This window comes from Rhodococcus sp. 5G237, from assembly GCF_053764735.1.
On sequence record NZ_JBSNCD010000005.1, the window covers coordinates 220,890 to 242,985 of the forward strand.

General features: G+C 68.8%; 21 protein-coding genes. 12 read left to right on the plus strand and 9 right to left on the minus strand.

What is annotated here, in order from left to right; translation table 11 throughout:
- The first annotated feature begins 68 nt into the window (after positions 1-68).
- A complete protein-coding gene (gene ku / locus ACWPOC_RS13330; RefSeq protein ID WP_455408818.1) occupies positions 69-1,118 on the plus strand; it encodes a non-homologous end joining protein Ku in 1,050 nt (349 codons plus the stop codon).
- A gap of 56 nt (positions 1,119-1,174) precedes the next feature.
- On the opposite strand, the gene ACWPOC_RS13335 is transcribed toward ku, so the two are convergent.
- The 7 genes from ACWPOC_RS13335 to ACWPOC_RS13365 form a co-directional block, all read right to left on the minus strand.
- The gene (locus ACWPOC_RS13335) at positions 1,175-1,594 is read right to left on the minus strand and encodes a metal-sulfur cluster assembly factor (RefSeq protein ID WP_016691730.1); all 420 of its coding nucleotides are present in this window, start codon (positions 1,592-1,594) and stop codon (positions 1,175-1,177) included.
- On the minus strand, positions 1,594-2,085 hold the full coding sequence (gene sufU, locus ACWPOC_RS13340) for a Fe-S cluster assembly sulfur transfer protein SufU (protein WP_455408819.1): 492 nt from the start codon (positions 2,083-2,085) through the stop codon (positions 1,594-1,596). Before sufU ends, ACWPOC_RS13335 begins: the two co-directional genes overlap by 1 nt.
- A 4-nt stretch (positions 2,086-2,089) precedes the next feature.
- Positions 2,090-3,343: a cysteine desulfurase gene (locus ACWPOC_RS13345; RefSeq protein WP_088898525.1), complete on the minus strand. Its 1,254-nt coding sequence runs from the start codon at positions 3,341-3,343 to the stop codon at positions 2,090-2,092.
- Between the two features lie 4 nt (positions 3,344-3,347).
- A complete protein-coding gene (sufC, locus tag ACWPOC_RS13350) occupies positions 3,348-4,136 on the minus strand; it encodes a Fe-S cluster assembly ATPase SufC (protein ID WP_120282460.1) in 789 nt (262 codons plus the stop codon).
- Between the two features lie 50 nt (positions 4,137-4,186).
- Positions 4,187-5,416: a Fe-S cluster assembly protein SufD gene (gene sufD, locus ACWPOC_RS13355; RefSeq protein WP_229568036.1), complete on the minus strand. Its 1,230-nt coding sequence runs from the start codon at positions 5,414-5,416 to the stop codon at positions 4,187-4,189.
- A complete protein-coding gene (gene sufB / locus ACWPOC_RS13360; protein ID WP_006551501.1) occupies positions 5,417-6,862 on the minus strand; it encodes a Fe-S cluster assembly protein SufB in 1,446 nt (481 codons plus the stop codon).
- 115 nt (positions 6,863-6,977) lie between these two features.
- On the minus strand, positions 6,978-7,760 hold the full coding sequence (locus tag ACWPOC_RS13365; RefSeq protein ID WP_455408820.1) for a helix-turn-helix transcriptional regulator: 783 nt from the start codon (positions 7,758-7,760) through the stop codon (positions 6,978-6,980).
- A 109-nt stretch (positions 7,761-7,869) separates the two neighbouring features.
- Here ACWPOC_RS13365 and mptB point away from each other — a divergent pair, with 109 nt between their 5' ends.
- From mptB to ACWPOC_RS13385, 4 genes are all read left to right on the plus strand, one after another.
- Positions 7,870-9,597 carry a polyprenol phosphomannose-dependent alpha 1,6 mannosyltransferase MptB gene (gene mptB, locus ACWPOC_RS13370; protein ID WP_455408821.1) on the plus strand — a complete coding sequence of 576 codons (1,728 nt, stop codon included), beginning with the start codon at positions 7,870-7,872 and terminating at the stop codon, positions 9,595-9,597.
- An 11-nt stretch (positions 9,598-9,608) separates the two neighbouring features.
- Positions 9,609-10,553, plus strand: a complete 945-nt coding sequence (locus ACWPOC_RS13375; RefSeq protein WP_120282456.1) for an ABC transporter ATP-binding protein — start codon at positions 9,609-9,611, stop codon at positions 10,551-10,553.
- On the plus strand, positions 10,550-11,347 hold the full coding sequence (locus ACWPOC_RS13380; protein WP_120282455.1) for an ABC transporter permease: 798 nt from the start codon (positions 10,550-10,552) through the stop codon (positions 11,345-11,347). The genes ACWPOC_RS13375 and ACWPOC_RS13380 overlap by 4 nt, the downstream gene beginning before the upstream one ends.
- Positions 11,348-11,414: 67 nt before the next feature.
- Positions 11,415-12,380, plus strand: a complete 966-nt coding sequence (locus ACWPOC_RS13385) for a COX15/CtaA family protein (protein ID WP_120282454.1) — start codon at positions 11,415-11,417, stop codon at positions 12,378-12,380.
- Positions 12,381-12,452: 72 nt separating this feature from the next.
- Here ACWPOC_RS13385 and ACWPOC_RS13390 read toward each other — a convergent pair whose 3' ends face one another.
- Positions 12,453-12,794 (minus strand): hypothetical protein, encoded by a 342-nt coding sequence (locus tag ACWPOC_RS13390; RefSeq protein WP_006551494.1) that lies wholly within the window; start codon positions 12,792-12,794, stop codon positions 12,453-12,455.
- A 23-nt stretch (positions 12,795-12,817) separates the two neighbouring features.
- On the opposite strand from ACWPOC_RS13390, the gene ACWPOC_RS13395 reads away from it, so the two are divergent.
- Complete coding sequence (locus ACWPOC_RS13395; RefSeq protein WP_120282453.1) at positions 12,818-13,783, plus strand: quinone oxidoreductase family protein; 966 nt, start codon at positions 12,818-12,820, stop codon at positions 13,781-13,783.
- Between the two features lie 64 nt (positions 13,784-13,847).
- Here ACWPOC_RS13395 and ACWPOC_RS13400 read toward each other — a convergent pair whose 3' ends face one another.
- Positions 13,848-14,825 (minus strand): heme o synthase, encoded by a 978-nt coding sequence (locus ACWPOC_RS13400; RefSeq protein WP_120282452.1) that lies wholly within the window; start codon positions 14,823-14,825, stop codon positions 13,848-13,850.
- A 212-nt stretch (positions 14,826-15,037) separates the two neighbouring features.
- Between ACWPOC_RS13400 and tkt the strand changes: the two genes are divergently transcribed.
- From tkt to ACWPOC_RS13430, 6 genes are read left to right on the plus strand one after another with little or no spacing between them, the layout of a single operon-like run.
- Positions 15,038-17,140, plus strand: a complete 2,103-nt coding sequence (tkt, locus tag ACWPOC_RS13405) for a transketolase (protein ID WP_120284229.1) — start codon at positions 15,038-15,040, stop codon at positions 17,138-17,140.
- 4 nt (positions 17,141-17,144) lie between these two features.
- Positions 17,145-18,290, plus strand: coding sequence for a transaldolase (tal, locus tag ACWPOC_RS13410; RefSeq protein ID WP_088898519.1), 1,146 nt, complete (start codon positions 17,145-17,147; stop codon positions 18,288-18,290).
- Between the two features lie 2 nt (positions 18,291-18,292).
- Positions 18,293-19,834, plus strand: a complete 1,542-nt coding sequence (gene zwf, locus ACWPOC_RS13415) for a glucose-6-phosphate dehydrogenase (RefSeq protein ID WP_183070694.1) — start codon at positions 18,293-18,295, stop codon at positions 19,832-19,834.
- On the plus strand, positions 19,819-20,739 hold the full coding sequence (gene opcA, locus ACWPOC_RS13420; protein WP_085468124.1) for a glucose-6-phosphate dehydrogenase assembly protein OpcA: 921 nt from the start codon (positions 19,819-19,821) through the stop codon (positions 20,737-20,739). The genes zwf and opcA overlap by 16 nt, the downstream gene beginning before the upstream one ends.
- Complete coding sequence (gene pgl / locus ACWPOC_RS13425) at positions 20,732-21,493, plus strand: 6-phosphogluconolactonase (protein ID WP_455408822.1); 762 nt, start codon at positions 20,732-20,734, stop codon at positions 21,491-21,493. The genes opcA and pgl overlap by 8 nt, the downstream gene beginning before the upstream one ends.
- Positions 21,490-22,032: a hypothetical protein gene (locus ACWPOC_RS13430; protein WP_455408823.1), complete on the plus strand. Its 543-nt coding sequence runs from the start codon at positions 21,490-21,492 to the stop codon at positions 22,030-22,032. The genes pgl and ACWPOC_RS13430 overlap by 4 nt, the downstream gene beginning before the upstream one ends.
- The last annotated feature ends 64 nt before the right edge of the window (positions 22,033-22,096 follow it).

The window sequence follows — 22,096 nt, forward strand, 5'->3', positions numbered from 1 at the left end:
TCGGCGAACCGCCCGGTGAGTTTCGCAGCTTTCCAGCGTGGTCCCGAGGTGTCGATCATGATGGACACATGCGGTCGATCTGGAAAGGCTCACTCGCGTTCGGCCTCGTCAACGTGCCGGTGAAGGTGTACTCGGCGACCGAGTCGCACGACATCTCCTTCCACCAGGTGCACGCGAAGGACGGTGGGCGGATCAAGTATCAGCGTGTGTGTACCGAGTGCGGTGAGGTCGTCCCCTACCAGGAGATCGACAAGGCGTACGACTCCGAGGACGGCGAGCGGGTCGTGCTCACCGACGAGGACTTCGAGAAACTCCCCGCCGCCGAGAAGCACGAGATCCCGGTGCTGCAGTTCGTGCCCACCGAGCAGATCGACCCGATCCTGTTCGAGAAGTCCTACTATCTCGAACCCGATTCGTCGTCGCCGAAGGCCTACGGCCTGCTCGCCGCGACTCTCGAACAGAGCGACCGGACGGCGCTGGTGCACTTCACGCTTCGTCAGCGCACCCGGCTGGCCGCCTTGCGCACCCGCGACGGACTGCTCATCCTGCAGACCCTGCTGTGGCCCGACGAGGTGCGCGCGGCCGAGTTCGAGTCGCTCGACGACATCGAGAAGCCGAAACAACGCGAACTCGCGATGGCCGAGACCCTGGTCGAGTCGATGTCCGACGATTTCGATCCCACCGAATTCACCGACGAGTACCAGGTGGAACTGCGCACGCTGATCGACGAGGCCCTCGCCCGCGGCGGCGAGAAGGTCTTCCAGGTCGCCGAACACGACACCGGTGAAGAGGACGCCGAGGTGCTGGACCTCGTGGCGGCCCTGCAACGTAGCGTCGATGCGGCGGGCAAGAAGGTCCCCTCCGATTCGTCCTCCGGCGGGAAGAAGTCCTCGAAGGACGACGACGAGGACGAAGGCGAGGACGAGGGCACGAAGAAGAAAGCCCCCGCGAAGAAGACCGCGTCGAAGAGTTCGGCGTCGAAGAGTTCGGCGGCCAAGAAGACTCCAGCGAAGAAGAGCACGGCGAAGAAGACCGCGTCCAAGAGCTCGGCAGCCAAGAAGACTCCAGCGAAGAAGACGGCCGCCAAGAAGACCTCCGGCGAACGCAAAGGCGCCTGACCTCCGACGGGAAGTCGAAGATCAGGCGCCGAGGCTCGGAACCGGAGACCGCGGGATCAGACGGTGAATCCGAGTGCGCGCAGCTGCTCGCGTCCGTCGTCGGTGATCTTGTCGGGACCCCACGGCGGCATCCATACCCAGTTGATGCGCAGCTCGTCGCACAGGCCGCTGCGCACGAGTGCGCCCTTGGCCTGCTCCTCGATGACATCGGTGAGGGGGCACGCCGCCGAGGTGAGCGTCATGTCCACGGTCACGGTCTCGTCGACCTCGGAGATCCCGTAGACGAGACCGAGATCGACGACGTTGATGCCGAGCTCGGGGTCGACGACGTCGCGCAGCGCTTCCTCGAGTTCGTCGAGGCGGCCCGGATCCAGCGGCGGGGCCGTAGCCGCGACCAGCGTCGAGGTCTCGTCCGCGCCGGCATCGGCCGTCGGGTTCTCGTCGGTGTTCACGGTGCCCGGTGCGGGTTCGGTCATCAGTTCTGTCCTCCGCTCGAAAGGGTGTGCGCGCCGCCCGCCAGGTCGGCGGGGGCGGCGTCCACGGTCTGCGCGACCGCGTCCTTGAAGGCCATCCAGCCCAGCAACGCGCACTTCACGCGCGCCGGGTACTTCGCGACGCCGGCGAACGCGATGCCGTCGCCGATCAGGTCCTCGTCGCCTTCGACGGTCCCGCGGCTGCCGACCATCTCGACGAACCCTTCGACGATCTTCAGCGCGTCGCCGAGCGGAACGCCGATCACCTGGTCGGTGAGCACGGACGTCGATGCCTGGCTGATCGAGCAGCCCTGCCCGTCGTAGGAGACGTCGCTGACAATGTCGCCGTCGATGTGCACGCGCAGGGTCACCTCGTCGCCGCAGGTCGGGTTGACGTGATGCACTTCGGCGCCGAACGGTTCGCGCAGTCCGCGATTGTGCGGGTGCTTGTAGTGGTCCAGGATCACTTCCTGGTACATCTGCTCCATCCGCATCGGATCACGCCTCCCCGAAGAACTTCTGGGCGCGCCGGATCGCCGCGCCGAGTGCCTGCACCTCGTCCGGCGTGTTGTACACGGCGAACGATGCGCGGGCGGTCGCGGCCACCCCGAAGCGGCGGTGCAGCGGCCAGGCGCAGTGGTGTCCGACCCGGATCTCGACGCCCTCGTCGTCGAGGATCTGGCCGAGATCGTGAGCATGGATTCCGTCCACGACGAACGACACCGCCCCGCCGCGCTGTTCGCCGGTCGTGGGTCCGATGATGCGCACGCCGTCGATGCCGCCCAGCTCGGCGAGTGCCGCAGCAGTCAGCTCGTGTTCGTGTGCGGCGACGGCGTCCATGCCGATGTCCTGCAGGTAGCGCACGGCGGCACCGAGGCCGACGGCCTGCGAGACCATGGGCGATCCGGCCTCGAATCGCTGCGGCGGTGCGGCGAAGGTCGTCGCCTCCATCGTCACCGTCTCGATCATCGAGCCACCGGTGATGAACGGCGGCACGTCGGCGAGCAGGTCGCGGCGACCGTAGAGGACACCGACGCCGGACGGACCGAACATCTTGTGTCCGGAGAACGCCGCGAAATCCACACCGAGAGCACGGAAGTCGACGGCCATGTGCGGCACCGACTGGCACGCGTCGAGCACGACGATCGCGCCGACCTCCTTCGCGCGCCGCACGATCTCCTCGACGGGAGCGACCGCACCGGTCACGTTCGACTGGTGCGTGAACGCCACGACCTTCACGGCGTCGGTCAGCGTCAGCGAATCGAGATCGATGCGACCGTCGTCGGTGACCCCGTACCAGCGCAGGGTGGCACCCGTGCGCCGCGCGAGTTCCTGCCACGGAACGAGATTCGCGTGGTGCTCGAGTTCGGTGACGACGATCTCGTCACCGGGTCCGAGCCGGTGCGGGAACCGGTCGTCGGCGAAGGCGTACGCGACGAGGTTGAGCGACTCGGTGGCGTTCTTGGTGAACACCACCTCGTCGACGTCGACCCCGACGAAGGACGCGATGACGGCGCGAGCGTCCTCGTACGAGTCGGTCGCCTCCTCCGACAACGCGTGCGCACCGCGGTGCACGGCCGCGTTCCGCGTCGCGAGGAACTCACGCTCGGCGTCGAGCACCTGTACCGGGCGCTGGGAGGTGGCCCCCGAGTCGAGGTAGACCAGGGGTTTGCCGTCGCGCACCGTGCGCGCGAGGATCGGGAAATCGGCCCTGATCCGGGCGATGTCCAAGGTCCGCACCGGCACCGTCATCCGATCACGCTCCTTGCGTTGCTGCCTGGGTGAAACGAACGTAGCCGTTGGTCTCGAGCTCGTCGGCGAGCTCGGGGCCGCCGGACTCGACGACGCGGCCACCCACGAAGACGTGCACGAACTGCGGCTTGATGTAGCGCAGGATGCGGGTGTAGTGGGTGATGAGCAGGACGCCGCCGTTCTCGTTCTCCTGGTAGCGGTTCACGCCCTCGGAGACGACGCGCAGCGCGTCCACGTCGAGGCCGGAGTCGGTCTCGTCGAGGATGGCGATCTTCGGCTTGAGCAGACCCAGCTGCAGGATCTCGTGGCGCTTCTTCTCGCCACCGGAGAAGCCCTCGTTGACGCTGCGCTCACCGAAGGCCGGATCGATGTCCAGATCGGACATCGCCTGCTTGACCTCCTTGACCCAGTGGCGCAGCTTGGGGGCCTCGCCGCGCGCGGCGGTCGCGGCGGTGCGGAGGAAGTTCGACATCGACACGCCGGGCACCTCGACCGGGTACTGCATGGCGAGGAACAGGCCGGCGCGGGCGCGCTCGTCGACGCTCATCTCGAGCACGTCCTCACCGTTGAGGGTGATGCTGCCCGAGGTGATCTCGTACTTGGGGTGGCCGGCGATCGCGTACGACAGGGTGGACTTGCCGGAGCCGTTGGGGCCCATGATGGCGTGCGTCTCACCCGAGCGGACCGTGAGGTTCACGCCCTTGAGGATGTCGATCGGCTCGGCGTTCTCGTCGGTCTGTGCGACGCGGACGTGCAGGTCCTTGATCTCGAGGACGTTCGAAGGTGTGGACATCGAAATGCGTTTCCTTAGTGAAGTATCGGGAGTACGGGAGGCAGGGCCGGTCAGGCGCCGACGGCGGCGAGTTCCGCCTCGATGGCGGCCTCGAGCCGTTCGCGGACCTCGGTGACCGTGATGCGCTCGAGCAGCTCGTGGAAGAAGCCGCGGACGACGAGGCGACGCGCTTCCTCCTCGGGGATGCCGCGAGCACGCAGGTAGAACAGCTGCTCGTCGTCGAAGCGGCCGGTCGCCGACGCGTGTCCGGCACCGACGATCTCACCGGTCTCGATCTCGAGGTTCGGCACCGAGTCGGCGCGCGCACCGTCGGTGAGCACCAGGTTGCGGTTGAGCTCGAAGGTGTCGGTGCCCTCGGCCTCGGCGCGGATGAGCACGTCGCCGATCCACACGGTGTGCGCGTCGGGCTTGCCGGAGGCCGGATCGCCCTGCAGCGCACCCTTGTACACGACGTTCGACTTGCAGTTCGGCTGCGAGTGGTCGACGAGCAGGCGCTGCTCGAAGTGCTGACCGGCGTCGGCGAAGTACAGGCCGAGCAGTTCGGCGTCGCCGCCGGGGCCGTCGTACTTGGTGGTCGCCGACACGCGCACGAGATCGCCGCCGAGCGCCACGGTGAAGTGGCGCAGCACGGCATCGCGGCCGAGGCGAGCGTGATGCGCGGCGACGTGTACGGCGTCGTCGGCCCAGTCCTGCACCGCGACGACCTTCAGCTGTGCGCTGTCGCCGAGCACGAACTCGATGTTCTCGGCGTAGGTGCCGCTGCCGCGCTGATCGATGACGAGCGTGACGTTGGCGAACGCCTCGAGCCGGATCTGCACGTGTCCGTAGGCGACAGCGCCCTCGCCCGGTCCCGTGATCGTCACGGTGACGGGCTCAGCGACCTCGACCTCGCGGCCGACGGTCAGGACGGTCGCGGTCTCGAACGACGAGTACGCCTGTGCTGCGATCCGGTCGAACGGCACACCGGCCTGTCCGAGTCGCGCGTCGTCGCGCGCCACGGTCTCGACCTGCACGCCGTCGACCGGGGTGACCTCGACGGTCGCGGTGCCGGTCGCGGGAGCGGTGCCGTCGTGCAGACCGCGCAGGCGGCGCAGCGGGGTGAACCGCCACACCTCGTCGCGACCCGACGGAATCTCGAAGGCATGCACATCGAACGACGTGAAGACCTCACCCTTGTTGATTGCCGGCTTGCCGGCGGTCTTGACCGCCGGGGCACGATTCTCGGCGCGCACGGCATCCTGCACTCCGGTAGCCGGAGTGTTCTTCGCTTCCGCAGTCATTTAGCCGACTGCCCCTTCCATCTGCAGTTCGATCAGGCGGTTGAGTTCGAGGGCGTACTCCATCGGCAGTTCCTTGGCGATGGGCTCGACGAATCCGCGCACCACCATCGCCATGGCCTCGTCCTCGTCGAGTCCGCGGCTCATCAGGTAGAACAGCTGGTCGTCGCTCACCTTCGAGACGGTCGCCTCGTGCCCCATCGTGACGTCGTCCTCACGGATGTCGACGTACGGGTAGGTGTCGGAGCGGCTGATCTGGTCGACGAGCAGCGCGTCGCACTTGACCGTCGACTTCGAGCCGTGAGCGCCCTTGTTGACCTGCACGAGGCCGCGGTAGGAGGCACGTCCACCGCCGCGCGCCACCGACTTCGACACGATGGTCGAGGAGGTGTGCGGAGCCAGGTGCAGCATCTTCGCGCCGGTGTCCTGGTGCTGGCCCTCGCCGGCGAAGGCGACGGAGAGCACCTCACCGCGAGCGTGCTCGCCCATCATCCACACGGCCGGGTACTTCATCGTCACCTTGGAACCGATGTTGCCGTCGATCCATTCCATCGAGCCGCCGGCCTCGACCTTGGTGCGCTTGGTCACCAGGTTGTAGACGTTGTTCGACCAGTTCTGGATGGTCGTGTAGCGGCAGTGGCCGCCCTTCTTGACGATGATCTCGACGACCGCGGAGTGCAGTGAGTCGGACTTGTAGATCGGCGCGGTGCAGCCCTCGACGTAGTGCACCGAGGCGCCCTCGTCGACGATGATCAGGGTCCGCTCGAACTGGCCCATGTTCTCCGTGTTGATGCGGAAGTAGGCCTGCAGCGGGATGTCGACGTGCACACCCGGCGGGACGTAGATGAACGAGCCACCCGACCACACCGCGGTGTTCAGGGCGGAGAACTTGTTGTCGCCGGCCGGGATGACCGTGCCGAAGTACTCCTTGAACAGCTCGGGGTGCTCGCGCAGACCCGAGTCGGTGTCGAGGAAGATCACGCCCTGGCTCTCGAGGTCCTCGCGGATCTGGTGGTAGACCACCTCGGACTCGTACTGGGCGGCGACACCGGCGATGAGGCGCTGCTTCTCCGCCTCCGGGATGCCCAACTTGTCGTAGGTGTTCTTGATGTCCTCGGGGAGCTCGTCCCAGCTCGCGGCCTGCTTCTCCGTCGAGCGCACGAAGTACTTGATGTTGTCGAAGTCGATTCCGTCGAGGTTCGAGCCCCACACCGGCATCGGCTTCTTGTCGAAGGTGCGCAGCGCCTTGAGGCGGATGTCGAGCATCCACTCGGGCTCGTTCTTCTTGGCGGAGATGTCCCGCACGACCTCTTCGGACAGGCCGCGCTGCGCCGTGGCGCCGGCGGTGTCGGGGTCCGCCCAGCCGTATTCGTAGTGGCCGAGAGAATCGATCGTCTCTTCCTGCGTCAGCGGCGCGGTTCCGGACGTCTGATCCGATGCGACGGTCATGCGAGCTCCTTCCGGAGTCTGGTGGGCGTCGGCGCGGGCTGTGCGTCGACGGTCGACGGGTGGGTGGATGTCTTCCTGGTGTGCCCTGGTTCGCGGAGCACTCGCGGTGGGATCGTCACGTGGGCGGCTCCGGACGGGGCACATCCGCTCTGGGGAGAACGGGCACGTGTGTCGTGCAGAAGGCGTCGCCGTTCGCGATCGTCGCGAGGCGTTGCACGTGGGTTCCGAGGATCCGCACGAAGGCCTCCTGCTCCGCCTCGCACAGTTCGGGGAACTGCTCCGCGACGTGCGAGACCGGGCAGTGGTGCTGGCAGATCTGCACGCCGGTGCCGACGCGGCGGGTCGAGGCGGCGAAACCGGAGGCGGTGAACGCCCCGGCGATCTCCTCGGCGACGCTCTCGACGTCGTCGACATTCTCGTCGGCGGGTGCGATGGTGCCGAGGATCGAGTCCACGCGGCGCCGCGCGAAGTCCTCGACGGCAGCGTCGCCTCCGAGTTCGCGCAGGTGCCGCATCGCGGCGGTGGCGAGATCGTCGTAGGAGTGCCCGAGGCGGGCACGCCCGACGGCGGTGAGCTGGAAGCGGCGGGCGGGGCGGCCACGACCGCGTCCCTGCCTGCGCGGCGGCGCGGCGGCCTGCGCTTCACCGGACTCGATGAGCGCGTCGAGATGGCGTCGCACGCCCGCTGCGCTGAGCCCCAGACGCTCGCCGATCTCCGGCGCGGTGATGGGACCTTCTTCGAGCAGTAGCTGCACGACGGCGGCGCGGGTTTGACCCTCCGGGATCTCGCGGCCCGTCGAAGCAGGATTCCTGCGGGTGTCCTCGACGCGCGACACCGTCGCGGCAGGTGCGTGACCTGCGCGTTCTGCGGTGTCGGTGGTGTCGGACCGGTATTTCACAACACCAGTGTGACGGAATTCGGAAGCACGGTCCACCAAGGGTGCCCTTTGTTACACCTCATGACGGAGCCGTCGAAGACCACCCTCGCCGTCCCGTTACGCTTCTGACGTGCCGTCGACTCCTCCCCTGTGCGCCCCGCGCACGACGTCTCCGTCGCCGGGCCGATACGGGGTCCGCGAACGGCTGCACGTGTGGATCCGACGCGCCCTGGGCCTCGACGCCCCGGGCCCACACGCCGATGTCTCGGTCGTCCTGCACGGCGACGAGACCGAAGGTCGCGGACTCGATGCGATCGAGAACATCTATCTCCACCGCATCCGATTGCTCGGCGCCACCGGTGCCGTCCTCATGGCCGTCGGAGCGCTCGGCGCCGGCGCCCAGCCGGTCCTGCAGAACCCCGTGCAGGGCGTCCGCGCCCTCGGGTTGGCGGCACGCATGCCGAGCGCCGCCCTCACGACGACCATGATCGGCACGGCGCTGGTGATCCTCGCCTGGTTGCTGCTCGGCCGGTTCGCGATCGGCCGGGGCGCACCGGACGGTCCCGTGCGCCGACTGTCCCGGTCGCAGCTCGACCGCACCTTGCTGCTGTGGATCCTTCCGCTGGTCGTCGCGCCGCCGATGTTCAGCAAGGACGTCTACTCGTATCTCGCACAGAGCGAGATCGCGGCGCGCGGGCTCGATCCCTACGCCATCGGTCCGGCCGGCGCGCTGGGGGTCGACCACGTCCTGACCCGGACTGTGCCGAACATCTGGCGCGACACCTCTGCCCCCTACGGCCCGGCCTTCCTGTGGATCGGCGAGAAGATCACGTATCTCACGGGCGAGAACATCGTGGCCGGCATCTTCGTCCACCGGCTGCTCGCGCTCGTGGGTGTGGCCCTGATCGTGTGGGCGCTGCCGCGGCTCGCCCGCCGGTGCGGCGTCGCGTCGGTGAGCGCGTTGTGGCTCGGTGCCGCGAACCCGCTGTTGCTCTTCCACCTGGTGGCGGGCATTCACAACGAGGCCCTGATGCTCGGGCTCATGCTCGCCGGTGTCGAACTCGCGCTGCGGGCCGTCCACCCGGACGACGAGGCGGCCTCGCGCCTGCGTCTCGCGGGGTGGCTCGCGGCCGGCACCGCGCTGATCGCCCTGTCGTCGATGATCAAGGTGCCCTCGCTGCTCGCGCTCGGATTCGTCGGCATGGCCCTTGCCCGCAAGTGGGGTGGCGGCTTCCGCGCCGTGATCGCTGCTGCCGCGATCCTCGGCATCGGGACCTGCGTCGTCATCGGCGCTGTGAGCTGGGGCAGCGGGCTGGGCTTCGGCTGGACGAAGACCCTGGGCACCGCCACGGAGGTCCGCAGCTGGATGTCGATCCCGACACTGCTCGGCATGGGTACCGGCCTCGGGGGCGTGCTGCTCGGTCTCGGCGACCACACGACGGCCGTGCTGTCCATCACTCGCCCCATCGCCGCGCTGGTGGCCGCCTTCGTCACGGTGCGCATGCTGCTCGCGGTGCTCATGGGACGGATCCATCCCGTCGGCGCGCTGGGGGTCTCGCTGGGCGCGATCGTGCTGCTCTTCCCGGTCGTGCAACCGTGGTACCTGCTGTGGGCGGTGATCCCGCTCGCGGCCTGGGCCACCCGCCCGGTCTTCCGGGTCCCCACCATCGCGTTCTCATCGGTGGTCGGCATGATCCTCATGCCCAACGGCAGCGAATACCAACCGTTCATCATCGTCCAGGCGTCGATCGCGACCATCGTGGTGGTCGGGCTGATCATCGTCGCCACGCGCTCCCGGCTGCCGTGGCGGCTGCAGGAGCGCACACCACCGCGTCCGGCGGAAACCGCGGACGCCTAGGCTGGAACCCCGTGACCCCGAGTTCTCCCGCCGGTGCGGTACCGGCTGTGCGCCTGAACGGCGTCGTCAAGACCTACGGGGGCGTCACCGCCGTGAACGGTCTGGACCTGACCGTCGAACGCGCTCAGGTGCTCGCCCTCCTCGGCCCGAACGGCGCCGGTAAGACCACCACCGTGGAAATGTGCGAGGGATTCGTCACTCCCGACGCCGGCACGGTCCGCGTCCTGGGTCTCGATCCCGTCGCCGATTCCGACGCCCTCCGCCCCCGGATCGGCGTGATGCTGCAGGGTGGCGGCGCATATCCGGGTTCTCGCGCCGGCGAGATGCTCGACCTGGTGGCGGCCTACTCGGCCGACCCCCTCGACCCCGACTGGCTGCTCCGGCGCCTCGGGCTCACAGACGCCCGCCGCACTCCCTACCGACGACTGTCGGGCGGACAACAGCAACGCCTCGCGCTCGCATGCGCGCTGGTCGGGCGCCCCGAACTGGTGTTCCTCGACGAACCGACGGCGGGTCTCGACGCGCAGGCCCGGCTGCTCGTGTGGGAACTGATCGACGCGCTGCGCCGCGACGGCGTGAGCGTGCTGCTCACCACCCACCTCATGGACGAGGCCGAAGAGCTCGCCGACGAGATCGTCATCATCGATCACGGCCGGGTGGTCGCCGCGGGAACGCCCGACGAGGTCACCCGTGACGGCGCCGAGGGCCAGCTGTGGCTGACCGCGCCTCCGGGCCTCGACCTGAGCGCCCTGCAGTCCGCTCTGGCCGGCACCCACCGGGTCCGGGAGGACAACCCCGGGCGGTATCTCGTCGAGGGCACGATCGAACCGTCCGTCGTCGCGACGGCAGCCACCTGGTGCGCGAACCTGGGCGCACTGGCAACCGAGATCCGGGTGGATCAGCGCAGCCTCGAGGACGTATTCCTCGAGTTGACCGGTCGGGAGTTGAGAGGGTGAGCGTGACCCACGATCGTCTGGCGAACAACCGGTTCGCGGAGGGGACCTTCACCCCGCGACCGCAGCCGAACTCACCGTCGAAGATGCTCGCGGCGCAGACCGCCATGGAACTCAAGCTGCTGCTGCGCAACGGCGAGCAGCTCCTGCTGACGATGTTCATCCCGATCACGCTGTTGATCGGCCTGTCGCTGCTGCCCATCGGCGATCTCGGCGACTCGCGGGTCGACAGCGTGCTGCCCGCGGTGATGATGGTGGCCGTGATGTCGACTGCGTTCACCGGTCAGGCGATCGCGGTGGGCTTCGACCGCCGCTACGGCGCCCTCAAGCGGATCGGCGCGACCGCGCTGCCCAAATGGGGAATCATCGCGGGCAAGAGCGCGGCAGTGGGCATCGTCGTCGTCCTGCAGGCCGTATTGCTCGGTGCCATCGGGCTTGCCCTCGGCTGGCGCCCCTCCCCCGTCGACCTGCTCATCGGGGCGGTCGTCATCGCCCTGGGCACGGTGATGTTCGCGACACTGGGGCTGCTGCTCGGCGGAACCCTGCGCGCCGAGATCGTGCTCGCTCTCGCGAACATCGTGTGGTTCGTGCTGTTGGGCATCGGCAGCGTCGTGGTGCTCGGCGACGTGATCCCCGAAGCGGTGGTCCACCTGCTGCGGATCGTGCCGTCGGGGGCGTTGACGCTCGCGCTCGAGAACGCCACCTCGGGTGTGTTCGACTGGTTGTCGATCGTCTCGCTGCTCATGTGGACGGTGATCGGCGGCACGGCCGCGGCGCGCTGGTTCCGCTTCACCTGAGTCGTGGCGGCCCGATCGGGCACGACCCAACTACAGCGTGTAGTGGTTCACGCCGTACCATCGAACCGTGTTGTATCGCGGCTACCTGAGCCTTGTCGACCGTCTCCCCCTGCCGTCGCTGCGGACGCAGAAGATCATCGCGTTCCTCACGATTCTCACCCAGGGCGGCATCGCCGTGACCGGTTCGGTCGTCCGCGTCACCGCCTCCGGACTGGGTTGCCCGACCTGGCCGCAGTGCTTCCCCGGGTCGTTGGTCCCGGTGGGTGTGTCGAGCGGGGTGAACACCCTGCACCAGGTGGTCGAGTTCGGCAACCGGCTGCTGACCTTCGTGGTCGTGGCCGTCGCAGCCGCGATCGTCCTGGCCGTCACCCGCGCACGGCGCCGCAAGGAGGTCATCGCCTGGGCGTGGGTGATGCCCGCGGGCACCGTGCTGCAGGCGATCATCGGCGGTATCACCGTCCTGGCCGGTCTCGCCTGGTGGACGGTCGCGATCCACCTGCTCGCGTCGATGCTCATGGTGTGGCTGGCGACAGTGCTCTACGCGAAGGTGAGCGAGCCGGACGACGGCACGGTGGTGCAGGTACTGCCTCAGCCGTTGCGCCGGCTCACCGCTCTGACGGGTGTCGCGCTCGCCGTGGTCCTCGTGCTGGGCACGATGGTCACCGGCGCCGGCCCGCACGCCGGAGACAAGAGTGTCGACAGACCCGTCCCGCGCCTCGCGCTCGACATCACCAATCTCGTCCACCTGCACGCCGAAGCACTCGTCGGCTATCTCGCGCTGCTGATCGGCCTCACCTTCGCCGTCTACGCGGTCCATGCACCCCGAGCCGTCACGCTGCGTCTGAAGGTCGTTCTCGCACTGGTGGTCGCACAGGCAGGCATCGGCCTCGTCCAGTTCTGGACGGACGTGCCCGCCGTGCTGGTCGTCTTCCACGTTGCCGGCGCCGGACTGTGCACGGCGGCGACCGCCGCGGTCTGGGCGGCCGGACGGACGCGCACGACCGCACCGGATCGCGAACCCGTTCCGGCCTGACCGTTCGACGGCGCGGCCCCTCCCCGGATTTCCGGAGAGGGACCGCGTGTCGTCGTACGGGTGTCGGGTCGGTCAGCGCTCGTTGCGGGCCTTCGGGAACTTCGTCTGGCGTGCCACCCAGCCGGCCATCTTCGCCCAGTGACCCTTCTGCGGGTTGGCGATGCTGGTGACCTCGCGGTCCCACTCGGAGACGGTGACGTCGGGGATCTCCTCGACGATGGCACGCGCCGTCGGGAGGTCCTTCGCGACGCGGTCGCCGAGGGTGCCGTCGGCGGCGACCACGGTGATCCGGACGCCGGACAGACCGATCGGCTGCAGCACTGCCTTCCCGGAACCTCCGTGCTCGGCGACGAAGCTGCGGATGGACGAGACGATGTCGGCCGGTGCGGCCACGACCTGTGTTTCGACGCTCATGTCTGCAGAATACTGTGAGCGCTATGCACGCAATCGAAGTGACACAGCACGGAGGCCCCGACGTCCTCGTCCCCGTCGAACGACCCGACCCCTCGCCCGGACCGGGTGAGCTGCTGGTCCGCACCGACGCGATCGGCGTCAACTTCATCGACACCTACTTCCGCACCGGCCTCTACGGCACGGAGCTGCCGTACATCCCGGGCTCGGAGGGCACGGGCACGGTCGTCGCGGTGGGCGAGGGTGTGCGGGACACGGCGGTCGGCGACCGGGTGTCGTGGTGCGATGCACCCGGCTCGTACGCCGAACTGGTCCGCGTCCGCGGGCAGGTCGCCGTGCCGGTCCCGGACTCGGTGCCGGCCGAGCAGGCCGCTTCGGTCCTCCTGCAGGGCATGACCGCGCACTACCTGCTGAACTCCGTCCACCCGGCACAGCCCGGCGAGACGGTTCTCGTCCACGCCGGTGCCGGGGGTGTGGGGCTGATCCTGACGCAACTCGCCGTCGCGAAGGGCGTGCGGGTGATCACCACCGTGTCCTCCGACGAGAAGGAGGCCCTGTCGCGGGAGGCCGGCGCCGCGGAGGTGCTGCGCTACGGCGACGACCTCGCCGAGAAGGTGCGCGAGCTCACCGATGGTGAGGGGGTGGCCGCGGCCTACGACGGTGTCGGTGCCGCGACCTTCGAGGCGTCGCTCGCGTCCGTCCGCGTGCGCGGCACGGTCGCACTGTTCGGCGCCGCGAGCGGACCCGTCCCGCCCTTCGACCTGCAGCGGCTGAACCCGGCGGGTTCGCTGTTCGTCACACGGCCGACCCTCGTGCACTACACCCGAGACCGCGAGGAGCTGCTGTGGCGGGCGGGCGACGTGCTCGCGGCGCTCGCCGACGGGTCGCTGAAGCTCCGGGTGGGAGCGAGCTATCCCCTCGCCGAAGCCGCCCGCGCCCACGCCGATCTCGAAGGACGGCGGACCACCGGATCGATCGTCCTGATCCCGTGATCTCCCGACTCGACACGACGAACGCCCCGGCCGATCGGCCGGGGCGTTCGTCGTGAAGCGTGGATCAGAAGTACGAGCCGATCGTCGGCAGTGCGAGCACGGAGTCGATCGCCAGGCCCAGGCACACCACCGCGAGGTAGTTGTTGGACTGCAGGAACAGCTTGAGCGGCTTGACCGACGCCCCACCGCGCACGCTGTTGAACAGCTGGTGCGCGACGATCAGGAACCAGGCACCCGCGAGCAGCGCAACAGCCGCGTAGATCACACCGGCGGCCGGGACGATCACCAGCGTCGCGATCACGGTCGCCCACGTGTAGAACACGATCTGCTTGGTGACGTGCTGCTCGGTGGCGATGACCGGCAACATCGGCACGCCGGCGGCCTTGTAGTCCTCCTTGTAACGCATCGCGAGCGCCCAGGTGTGCGGCGGCGTCCAGAAGAAGATGACCAGGAACAACACGATGGGTTCCCAGCTCAGCGAACCCGTCACGGCGGCCCAGCCGACCATCACGGGCATACATCCGGCAGCCCCGCCCCAGACCACGTTCTGCCAGGTTCGGCGTTTGAGCACCATCGTGTACACGAGCACGTAGAACGCGATCGTCGCCACGACCAACAGTCCGGCCAGCAGATTCGCCCGCCACCACAGCCACGCGAACGACGCGATCCCGAGCACCATGCCGAAGACGAAGGCGTTACGCGTCGGCACCGTCTGCCGGGCAAGAGGACGCAACGCCGTGCGTTTCATCACCTTGTCGATGTCGGCGTCGACGACGCAGTTGAGCGAGTTGGCGCTCGCCGCCCCCATCCAGCCGCCGAACAGGGTGCTCAGGATGAGCACGATGTCGACGTTGCCGCGGTCGGCGAACAGCATCGCGGGAATGGTCGCGACCAGCAGGAGTTCGATCACCCGCGGCTTGGTCAACGCGATGTAGGCGAGGACGGTGCCGGAGATCCGGCCCCACGCGGTGTCGGGGCGCGGGGCGCTCGGCGCTTCGGGGGCGCCGAAGCCGTGTCCTCCCGGCCGTCGCCCTGCCCGCACACTGTCTCCTTGTCCCACGCGGATCCGCACCTTCGTTTCGCCCGTTCACGGTCGCCCGGTTCCGGACGCTCCTCTACTACGAACGATGGTAGACCGGACCGTTGCCCGGACCGAATCGACCCGTTCGGAGCAGCGCACTAGTCTGAAGTAGCGCGCGGGCCGACTTCCACCCGCCGGGACCCCGTACACCCATGTCAGGAGACTTCAAGCTCGTGTCGATCACAGACGAGATCCGCACCCTCACCCAGCCTGCGCATCCTGCCGACTGGACCGACCTGGACACCAAGGCCGTCGACACCGCGCGCGTGCTCGCCGCCGACGCCGTGCAGAAGGTCGGAAACGGGCATCCCGGTACCGCGATGAGCCTCGCTCCGCTCGCATACACCCTCTTCCAGCGTGTGATGCGCCACGATCCGACCGACCCCGAGTGGGTCGGCCGCGACCGCTTCGTGCTCTCGTGCGGACATTCGAGCCTGACACTGTACACCCAGCTGTACCTGTCCGGCTACGGACTCGAGCTCGCCGACCTCGAAGCGCTGCGCACGTGGGGTTCGCTCACCCCGGGCCACCCCGAGTACGGCCACACCGCCGGCGTCGAGATGACCACCGGCCCGCTCGGTCAGGGTCTGGCCTCCGCCGTGGGTATGGCGATGGCCGCCCGCCGCGAGCGCGGTCTGTTCGATCCCGAGGCGCCCGCCGGCTCGAGCCCGTTCGACCACTACGTCTACGTGATCGCCTCCGACGGCGACATCGAGGAGGGCGTGACCTCCGAGGCGTCCTCGCTCGCCGGTGTCCAGCAGCTCGGCAACCTGATCGTCTTCTACGACGACAACAAGATCTCCATCGAGCACGACACCGCGATCGCTCTCGGTGAGGACGTCTCCAAGCGCTACGAGGCCTACGGCTGGCACGTGCAGACCGTCGAGGGCGGCGAGAACGTCACCGCGCTGCTCGAGGCCGTCGAGGCCGCGAAGGCCGTCACCGACCGACCGTCCTTCATCTCCGTCCGCACGATCATCGGCTACCCGGCGCCGACGAAGATGAACAGCGGCGACGCGCACGGTGCCGCGCTCGGCGCCGACGAGGTCGCCGAGATCAAGAAGATCCTCGGTTTCGACCCCGAGAAGAACTTCGATGTCGACCCCGCCGTGATCGAGCACGCCCGGCAGGTCGTGACGCGCGGCACCGAGGCGCGTGCCGCATGGCAGGCCGACTTCGACGCGTGGGCCTCCCGCGAGCCGCAGCGCAAGGAACTGTTCGACCGCCTGCACGCCGGTGAGTTCCCGGAGGGCTGGGTCGACGCACTGCCGACCTACGAGCCCACCGAGAGCGGTCCCGCGACCCGCTCGGCGTCCGGCAAGGCCCTCGCCGCGCTCGGACCGGTGCTGCCCGAGCTGTGGGGCGGTTCCGCCGACCTCGCCGGCAGCAACAACACGACGATCCCCGGTTCCGACTCCTTCGGTCCCGAGTCGATCTCCACGAAGGACTGGAACGCGCAGCCCTACGGACGCACCCTGCACTTCGGTGTCCGCGAGCATGCGATGGGATCGATCCTCAACGGCATCGCCCTGCACGGCCCGACCCGCCCCTACGGCGGAACCTTCCTCGTCTTCTCCGACTACATGCGGCCCGCGGTGCGTCTCGCGGCCCTCATGCAGACCCCGGCGATCTACGTGTGGACGCACGACTCGATCGGTCTCGGTGAGGACGGCCCGACGCACCAGCCGATCGAGCACCTCGCGGCGCTGCGCGCGATCCCGAATCTCGCCGTGATCCGCCCGGCCGACGCCAACGAGACGTCGTTCGCGTGGAAGGCCGCGCTGGAGAACCGCACCGGCCCGACCGCCCTGGCGCTGACCCGTCAGAACGTGCCGGTGCTCGAGGGCACGCGGGAGAAGGCCGCCGAGGGTGTCGCCCGCGGCGCCTACATCCTGGCCGAGGCCTCGTCGGGCACCCCGGAGGTCGTGATCCTCGCGACCGGTTCCGAGGTCCAGCTCGCCGTCGCCGCCCGCGAGACCCTCGAGGCCGACGGTGTGGCCACCCGCGTCGTCTCCGTGCCGGTGCTCGACCGGTTCCTCGAGCAGGACCAGGCCTACCGCGACGAGGTGCTGCCCCCGTCGGTGCGCGCCCGCGTGTCCGTCGAGGCCGGTCTCGCGATGCCGTGGTACCGCCTCATCGGCGACGCCGGTGAGCCGGTCTCGCTCGAGCACTACGGCGCCTCCGCCGACTACAAGACCCTGTACCGCGAGTTCGGCATCACTGCCGAGGCCGTCGTCGACGCCGCGCGTCGCTCGCTGACCCGAGTGAAGGGATGATCCGATGACCCAGCAGACCTCCACGCAGAACGCTGCGCTGGCCGAACTGTCCGCCCAGGGTGTCTCGGTGTGGCTGGACGACCTGTCCCGCGACCTCATCGACTCCGGCAAGCTCGCCGAGCTCGTCGCGACCCGCAGTGTCGTGGGTGTGACGACCAACCCGTCGATCTTCCAGGCCGCCCTGTCGAAGGGCCATGCCTACGACGCGCAGATCCGCGACCTCGCTGCCGCCGGTGCCGACGCCACCGAGGCGATCCGCACCGTCACCACCGACGACGTGCGCGCGGCCTGCGACGTCCTCGCGCCGGTGTTCGAGGCCACGGACGGCCTCGACGGACGGGTGTCGATCGAGGTCGACCCGCGTCTGGCGCACAAGACGGACGACACCGTCCAGCAGGCCCTCGAGCTGTGGCGCATCGTCGACCGCCCGAACCTGTTCATCAAGATCCCGGCGACGGTGGCGGGTCTGCCGGCCATCGCCCGGGTGATCGGCGAGGGTGTCAGCGTCAACGTCACGCTGATCTTCTCGGTCGAGCGCTACGAGCGGGTCATCGAGGCCTACCTCGACGGCCTGACCGCGGCGAAGGCCTCCGGTCACGACCTGTCGAAGATCCGCTCGGTCGCGTCGTTCTTCGTCTCGCGTGTCGACACCGAGATCGACCCGCGCCTCGAGGAGATCGGCACCGATCAGGCGCTGGCGCTGCGCGGCAAGGCCGGTCTCGCCAACGCGCGGCTCGCGTACGGCGCCTACCAGCGCGCGTTCGAGGGCGGGACGCGGTTCGAGCAGCTCACCGAGGCGGGTGCCGTTCCCCAGCGTGCGCTGTGGGCGTCGACGGGTGTGAAGAACCCCGACTACCCCGACACCCTCTACGTCACCGAGCTGGTCGCGCCGAACACCGTGAACACGATGCCGGAGAAGACCCTCGAGGCCGTCGCCGACCACGGTGAGGTCACGGGCGACACCGTCACCCGCAACATCGCCTCCTCCCAGCAGGTCTTCGACGCGCTGGCATCGGTCGGTGTGGATCTTCCCGACGTCTTCCGCAAGCTCGAGGACGAGGGTGTGGAGAAGTTCGTCGTGTCGTGGAAGGACCTGCTCGCGGCGACGGCGGAACAGCTCGCGGCTCACGCGCCGGGCGCGGAGGGCTGAACGTGCCCGAATCCGGTGCGGCGGAGTGGGTGAATCCGCTCCGGGACAACAGAGATCGCAGATTGCCCCGTATCGCCGGCCCGTGTGCGCTGGTGATCTTCGGTGTGACCGGCGATCTGGCCCGGCGCAAGTTGATGCCTGCCGTCTACGATCTCGCCAACCGCGGCCTCCTGCCACCCGGATTCGCGCTCGTCGGTTTCGCCCGGAGGGACTGGGCCGACGAGGACTTCGGTCAGGTGGTCCACGACGCGGTACGCGAGCATTCGCGTACCCCCTTCCGTGAGGAGGTCTGGCAGCGCCTCGCGGAGGGGATCCGCTTCGTGCAGGGCACCTTCGACGACGATGCGGCGTTCGCGGAACTCGCGACGACCCTCGAGAAGCTCGACCGCGAGCGCGGTACGGGTGGCAACCACGCGTTCTACCTGTCGGTCCCTCCGGACGCCTTCCCCGTGGTGTGCGGGCAGCTGTCGCGTTCGGGTCTGGCCGCGCAACGCAACGGCTCGTGGAGCCGCGTCGTGATCGAGAAGCCGTTCGGGCACGACCTCGAGAGTGCGCGCGAGCTCAATTCGGTTGTCGGTGAGGTGTTCTCCGAGGAATCCGTCTTCCGCATCGATCACTATCTCGGCAAGGAGACGGTCCAGAACATCCTCGCGTTGCGGTTCGCGAACCAGATGTTCGAGCCGGTGTGGAACGCGCACTACGTCGACCACGTGCAGATTACGATGGCCGAGGACATCGGCCTCGGTGGTCGCGCCGGCTACTACGACGGTATCGGCGCGGCGCGCGACGTGATCCAGAACCACCTCCTGCAGCTGCTCGCCTTCACCGCGATGGAGGAGCCGGTGAGCTTCGCGGCGTCGGAGCTGCACGCAGAGAAGATCAAGGTGCTGTCCGCGACCCGGCCGGCCGAGCCGTTCGACGAGACCACCGCGCGCGGCCAGTACGCCTCCGGGTGGCAGGGCGGCGAGAAGGTCGTCGGCCTGCTCGAGGAGAAGGGTTTCGCAGCGGATTCGACCACCGAGACGTACGCGGCCATCACCCTCGAGGTCGACACCCGCCGCTGGGCGGGTGTGCCTTTCTACCTGCGCACCGGCAAGCGTCTCGGCCGCCGCGTCACCGAGATCGCGGTGGTCTTCAAGCGGGCCCCGCACCTGCCGTTCGACAAGACCATGACCGAGGAGCTCGGTCAGAACGCGCTGGTGATCCGCGTGCAGCCCGACGAGGGCATCACGATGCGCTTCGGCTCGAAGGTTCCCGGCTCCGAGATGGAGGTCCGGGACGTGAACATGGACTTCAGTTACGGCCAAGCGTTCACGGTCTCCTCCCCCGAAGCCTACGAGCGGCTGATCCTCGACGTGCTCCTCGGCGTCCCGTCGCTGTTCCCGGTGGACGAGGAAGTCGAATTGTCCTGGAAGATCCTCGATCCGGTGCTCGAGCACTGGGCGGCGAACGGGCGACCGGAGCCCTACGAGTCCGGCACCTGGGGTCCGCATTCGGCCGACGAGATGCTGCGGCGTACCGGTCGGGAATGGAGGCGTCCGTGAGGATCCAGTTGCGCAACACCTCCGCCAACGCCATCAGCCGCAAGCTGGTGGAGCTGCGACGGTCGAGCGGAATGGTCACGCAGGGACGTGTTCTCACGTTCATCGTGTGCGCCGGCGATGCGCGGGGCCTCGACGCCGCGATCACGGCCGCCACCGAGGCGTCGAAGGAACATCCCTGCCGCGTCATCGTCGTCGGTCGCGGCCGGCAGGACGGCCCATCACGGCTCGACGCGGAGATCCGGGTCGCCGGTGAAGCGGGCGCCTCCGAAGCCTTGATCCTCGCCCTGCACGGCGAACTCGGTGAACATCAGGAATCGGTCGTGGTGCCCTTCCTGCTGCCGGACACCCCCGTCGTTGCGTGGTGGCCCAACCAGGCCCCCGCGGTCCCGGCCGAGGACCCGGTGGGACGCCTCGCCGTTCGCCGCATCACCGACGTGACCAACTCCGACGACCCGCGTGCCGATCTCGCGACCCGCCTGTCCGGTTACCGGCCGGGCGACACGGATCTGGCCTGGGCTCGCATCACCTACTGGCGGGCCCTGCTGGTCTCGGCACTCGATCAGCCGCCCTACGAGCCGGTGCTCTCGGCACGCGTGTCGGGGCTGCGGACCGAACCGGCCGTCGATCTGATCGCGGGCTGGCTCGCGAGCCGCCTCGACTGCCCCGTCGAACGATCCGTCGGCGAGCTGAGGGTGGAACTGCGCACGGCGTCGCAGACGATCGCCCTGGAACGCCCGCAGGAAGGTCGCGTGGCGACCCTCGAACGCACCCACAAGCCCGATTCGCTGATCAGCCTGGCACGCCGGAACTCGGCCGAATGTCTCGCCGAGGAACTGCGTCGCCTCGACCCCGACGAAGTCTACGAAGCCGCGTTGTCGGCCCTGCCGAAGGTGGATTATGTCTGACACGGTCCGCACTCCGTCCGAGATCCGGCGTTTCGCCGACGCCGACGAGGTCGCCCGCGCCGCGGCGTCCGCCTTCGTCGATGCCGTCGTCGCCGCGCAGCGCGAGCGGGTGCAGGCCCACGTCGTGCTCACCGGCGGCGGTACCGGTATCGCGATGCTCGAGAACGTGCGGCGCGACCAGGGCGCCATCGATTGGTCGGCGGTGAACGTCTACTTCGGCGACGAGCGTTTCCTGCCGCCCGGCGATCCGGATCGCAACGAGGTGCAGGCCCGTGAGGCTCTGCTCGACCACGTGCCGATCGACCCGGCCCGCATCCACACCATGCCGGCGCTCGGCGAGGACGGGTGCAGCACACCGCAGGACTCGGCCCAGCGGTACACCGAACTCCTCGCGGCGCACTCCCCCGACGGCACCGCACCGGTCTTCGACGTGCACCTGCTCGGCATGGGCGGTGAGGGACACATCAATTCGCTGTTTCCCCACACCGACGCGGTGCGCGAGTCCGAGCGTTTCGTGGTGGGTGTCGACGACTCCCCGAAACCGCCGCCGGCGCGGGTGACGCTGACGCTGCCTGCCGTGCAGCGGGCGCGGCAGGTCTGGTTGCTGGTCACCGGTGATGCCAAGGCGGAGGCCGTCGCAGCGGCTGTGGGCGGCGCCGCACCGGAGGATTTCCCCTCCGCCGGTGCCCGCGGCACCGAACGCACGGTGTGGTTCCTCGATCCGGCTGCCGCAGCGCAACTCCCGGCCTCATGACCGAACAGAGCCGCGGGATCCGCCCGACGAATACCGGTGCCGTCGAACGCGCCACCGGCCGCAGTTGGGACAGCTGGATCGCGCGGCTCACCGATCTCGGCGCCGCCGAACTGCGCCACGCCGAGATCGTTCCCCACATCCAGCGCGATCTCGAGGACCTCGGCATCGAGAACGCGGGCTGGTGGGCCCAGTCGATCACCGTCGGTTACGAACAGCACATCGGCCGCCGCGTGCCGGGCCAGCAGGCCGACGGCACGTTCTCGGCGGGTGTGGGCCGCACCGTCACCGGCACTCTCGACGAGGCGCTCGCCGGCTGGCAGACCGCCGTGCGCGACCGCGGTGACTTCGCCGGTCGCATCGTGGTCGGCGAACCGTCGGTCTCGTCGACAACGAAGTGGCGATATTGGCGGTGCGCCCTCGGCGACGGCACCCGCGTCGAGGTCACCATCGGCGAGTCGGGTCCCGGAAAGTGCCGTATCGCCGTAGCGCACAACCGTCTCGTCGATCCCGACGACGTCGCAGTCCTCGAGGAGTTCTGACGTACGGTCCTCGCCGACGTGACGGTGGCATCCTGACGCCGTGACCGGCGATCCGGCCGTCACG

Excerpts from the sequence above, each read along its gene's own strand:
- ku (WP_455408818.1), top strand. The coding sequence starts at position 69 with ATGCGGTCGATCTGGAAAGGCTCACTCGCGTTCGGCCTCGTCAACGTG.
- ACWPOC_RS13335 (WP_016691730.1), bottom strand. The coding sequence starts at position 1,594 with ATGACCGAACCCGCACCGGGCACCGTGAACACCGACGAGAACCCGACG.
- sufU (WP_455408819.1), bottom strand. The coding sequence starts at position 2,085 with ATGCGGATGGAGCAGATGTACCAGGAAGTGATCCTGGACCACTACAAG.
- ACWPOC_RS13345 (WP_088898525.1), bottom strand. The coding sequence starts at position 3,343 with ATGACGGTGCCGGTGCGGACCTTGGACATCGCCCGGATCAGGGCCGAT.
- sufC (WP_120282460.1), bottom strand. The coding sequence starts at position 4,136 with ATGTCCACACCTTCGAACGTCCTCGAGATCAAGGACCTGCACGTCCGC.
- sufD (WP_229568036.1), bottom strand. The coding sequence starts at position 5,416 with ATGACTGCGGAAGCGAAGAACACTCCGGCTACCGGAGTGCAGGATGCC.
- sufB (WP_006551501.1), bottom strand. The coding sequence starts at position 6,862 with ATGACCGTCGCATCGGATCAGACGTCCGGAACCGCGCCGCTGACGCAG.
- ACWPOC_RS13390 (WP_006551494.1), bottom strand. The coding sequence starts at position 12,794 with ATGAGCGTCGAAACACAGGTCGTGGCCGCACCGGCCGACATCGTCTCG.
- ACWPOC_RS13395 (WP_120282453.1), top strand. The coding sequence starts at position 12,818 with ATGCACGCAATCGAAGTGACACAGCACGGAGGCCCCGACGTCCTCGTC.
- tal (WP_088898519.1), top strand. The coding sequence starts at position 17,145 with ATGACCCAGCAGACCTCCACGCAGAACGCTGCGCTGGCCGAACTGTCC.
- opcA (WP_085468124.1), top strand. The coding sequence starts at position 19,819 with ATGGAGGCGTCCGTGAGGATCCAGTTGCGCAACACCTCCGCCAACGCC.
- pgl (WP_455408822.1), top strand. The coding sequence starts at position 20,732 with ATGTCTGACACGGTCCGCACTCCGTCCGAGATCCGGCGTTTCGCCGAC.
- ACWPOC_RS13430 (WP_455408823.1), top strand. The coding sequence starts at position 21,490 with ATGACCGAACAGAGCCGCGGGATCCGCCCGACGAATACCGGTGCCGTC.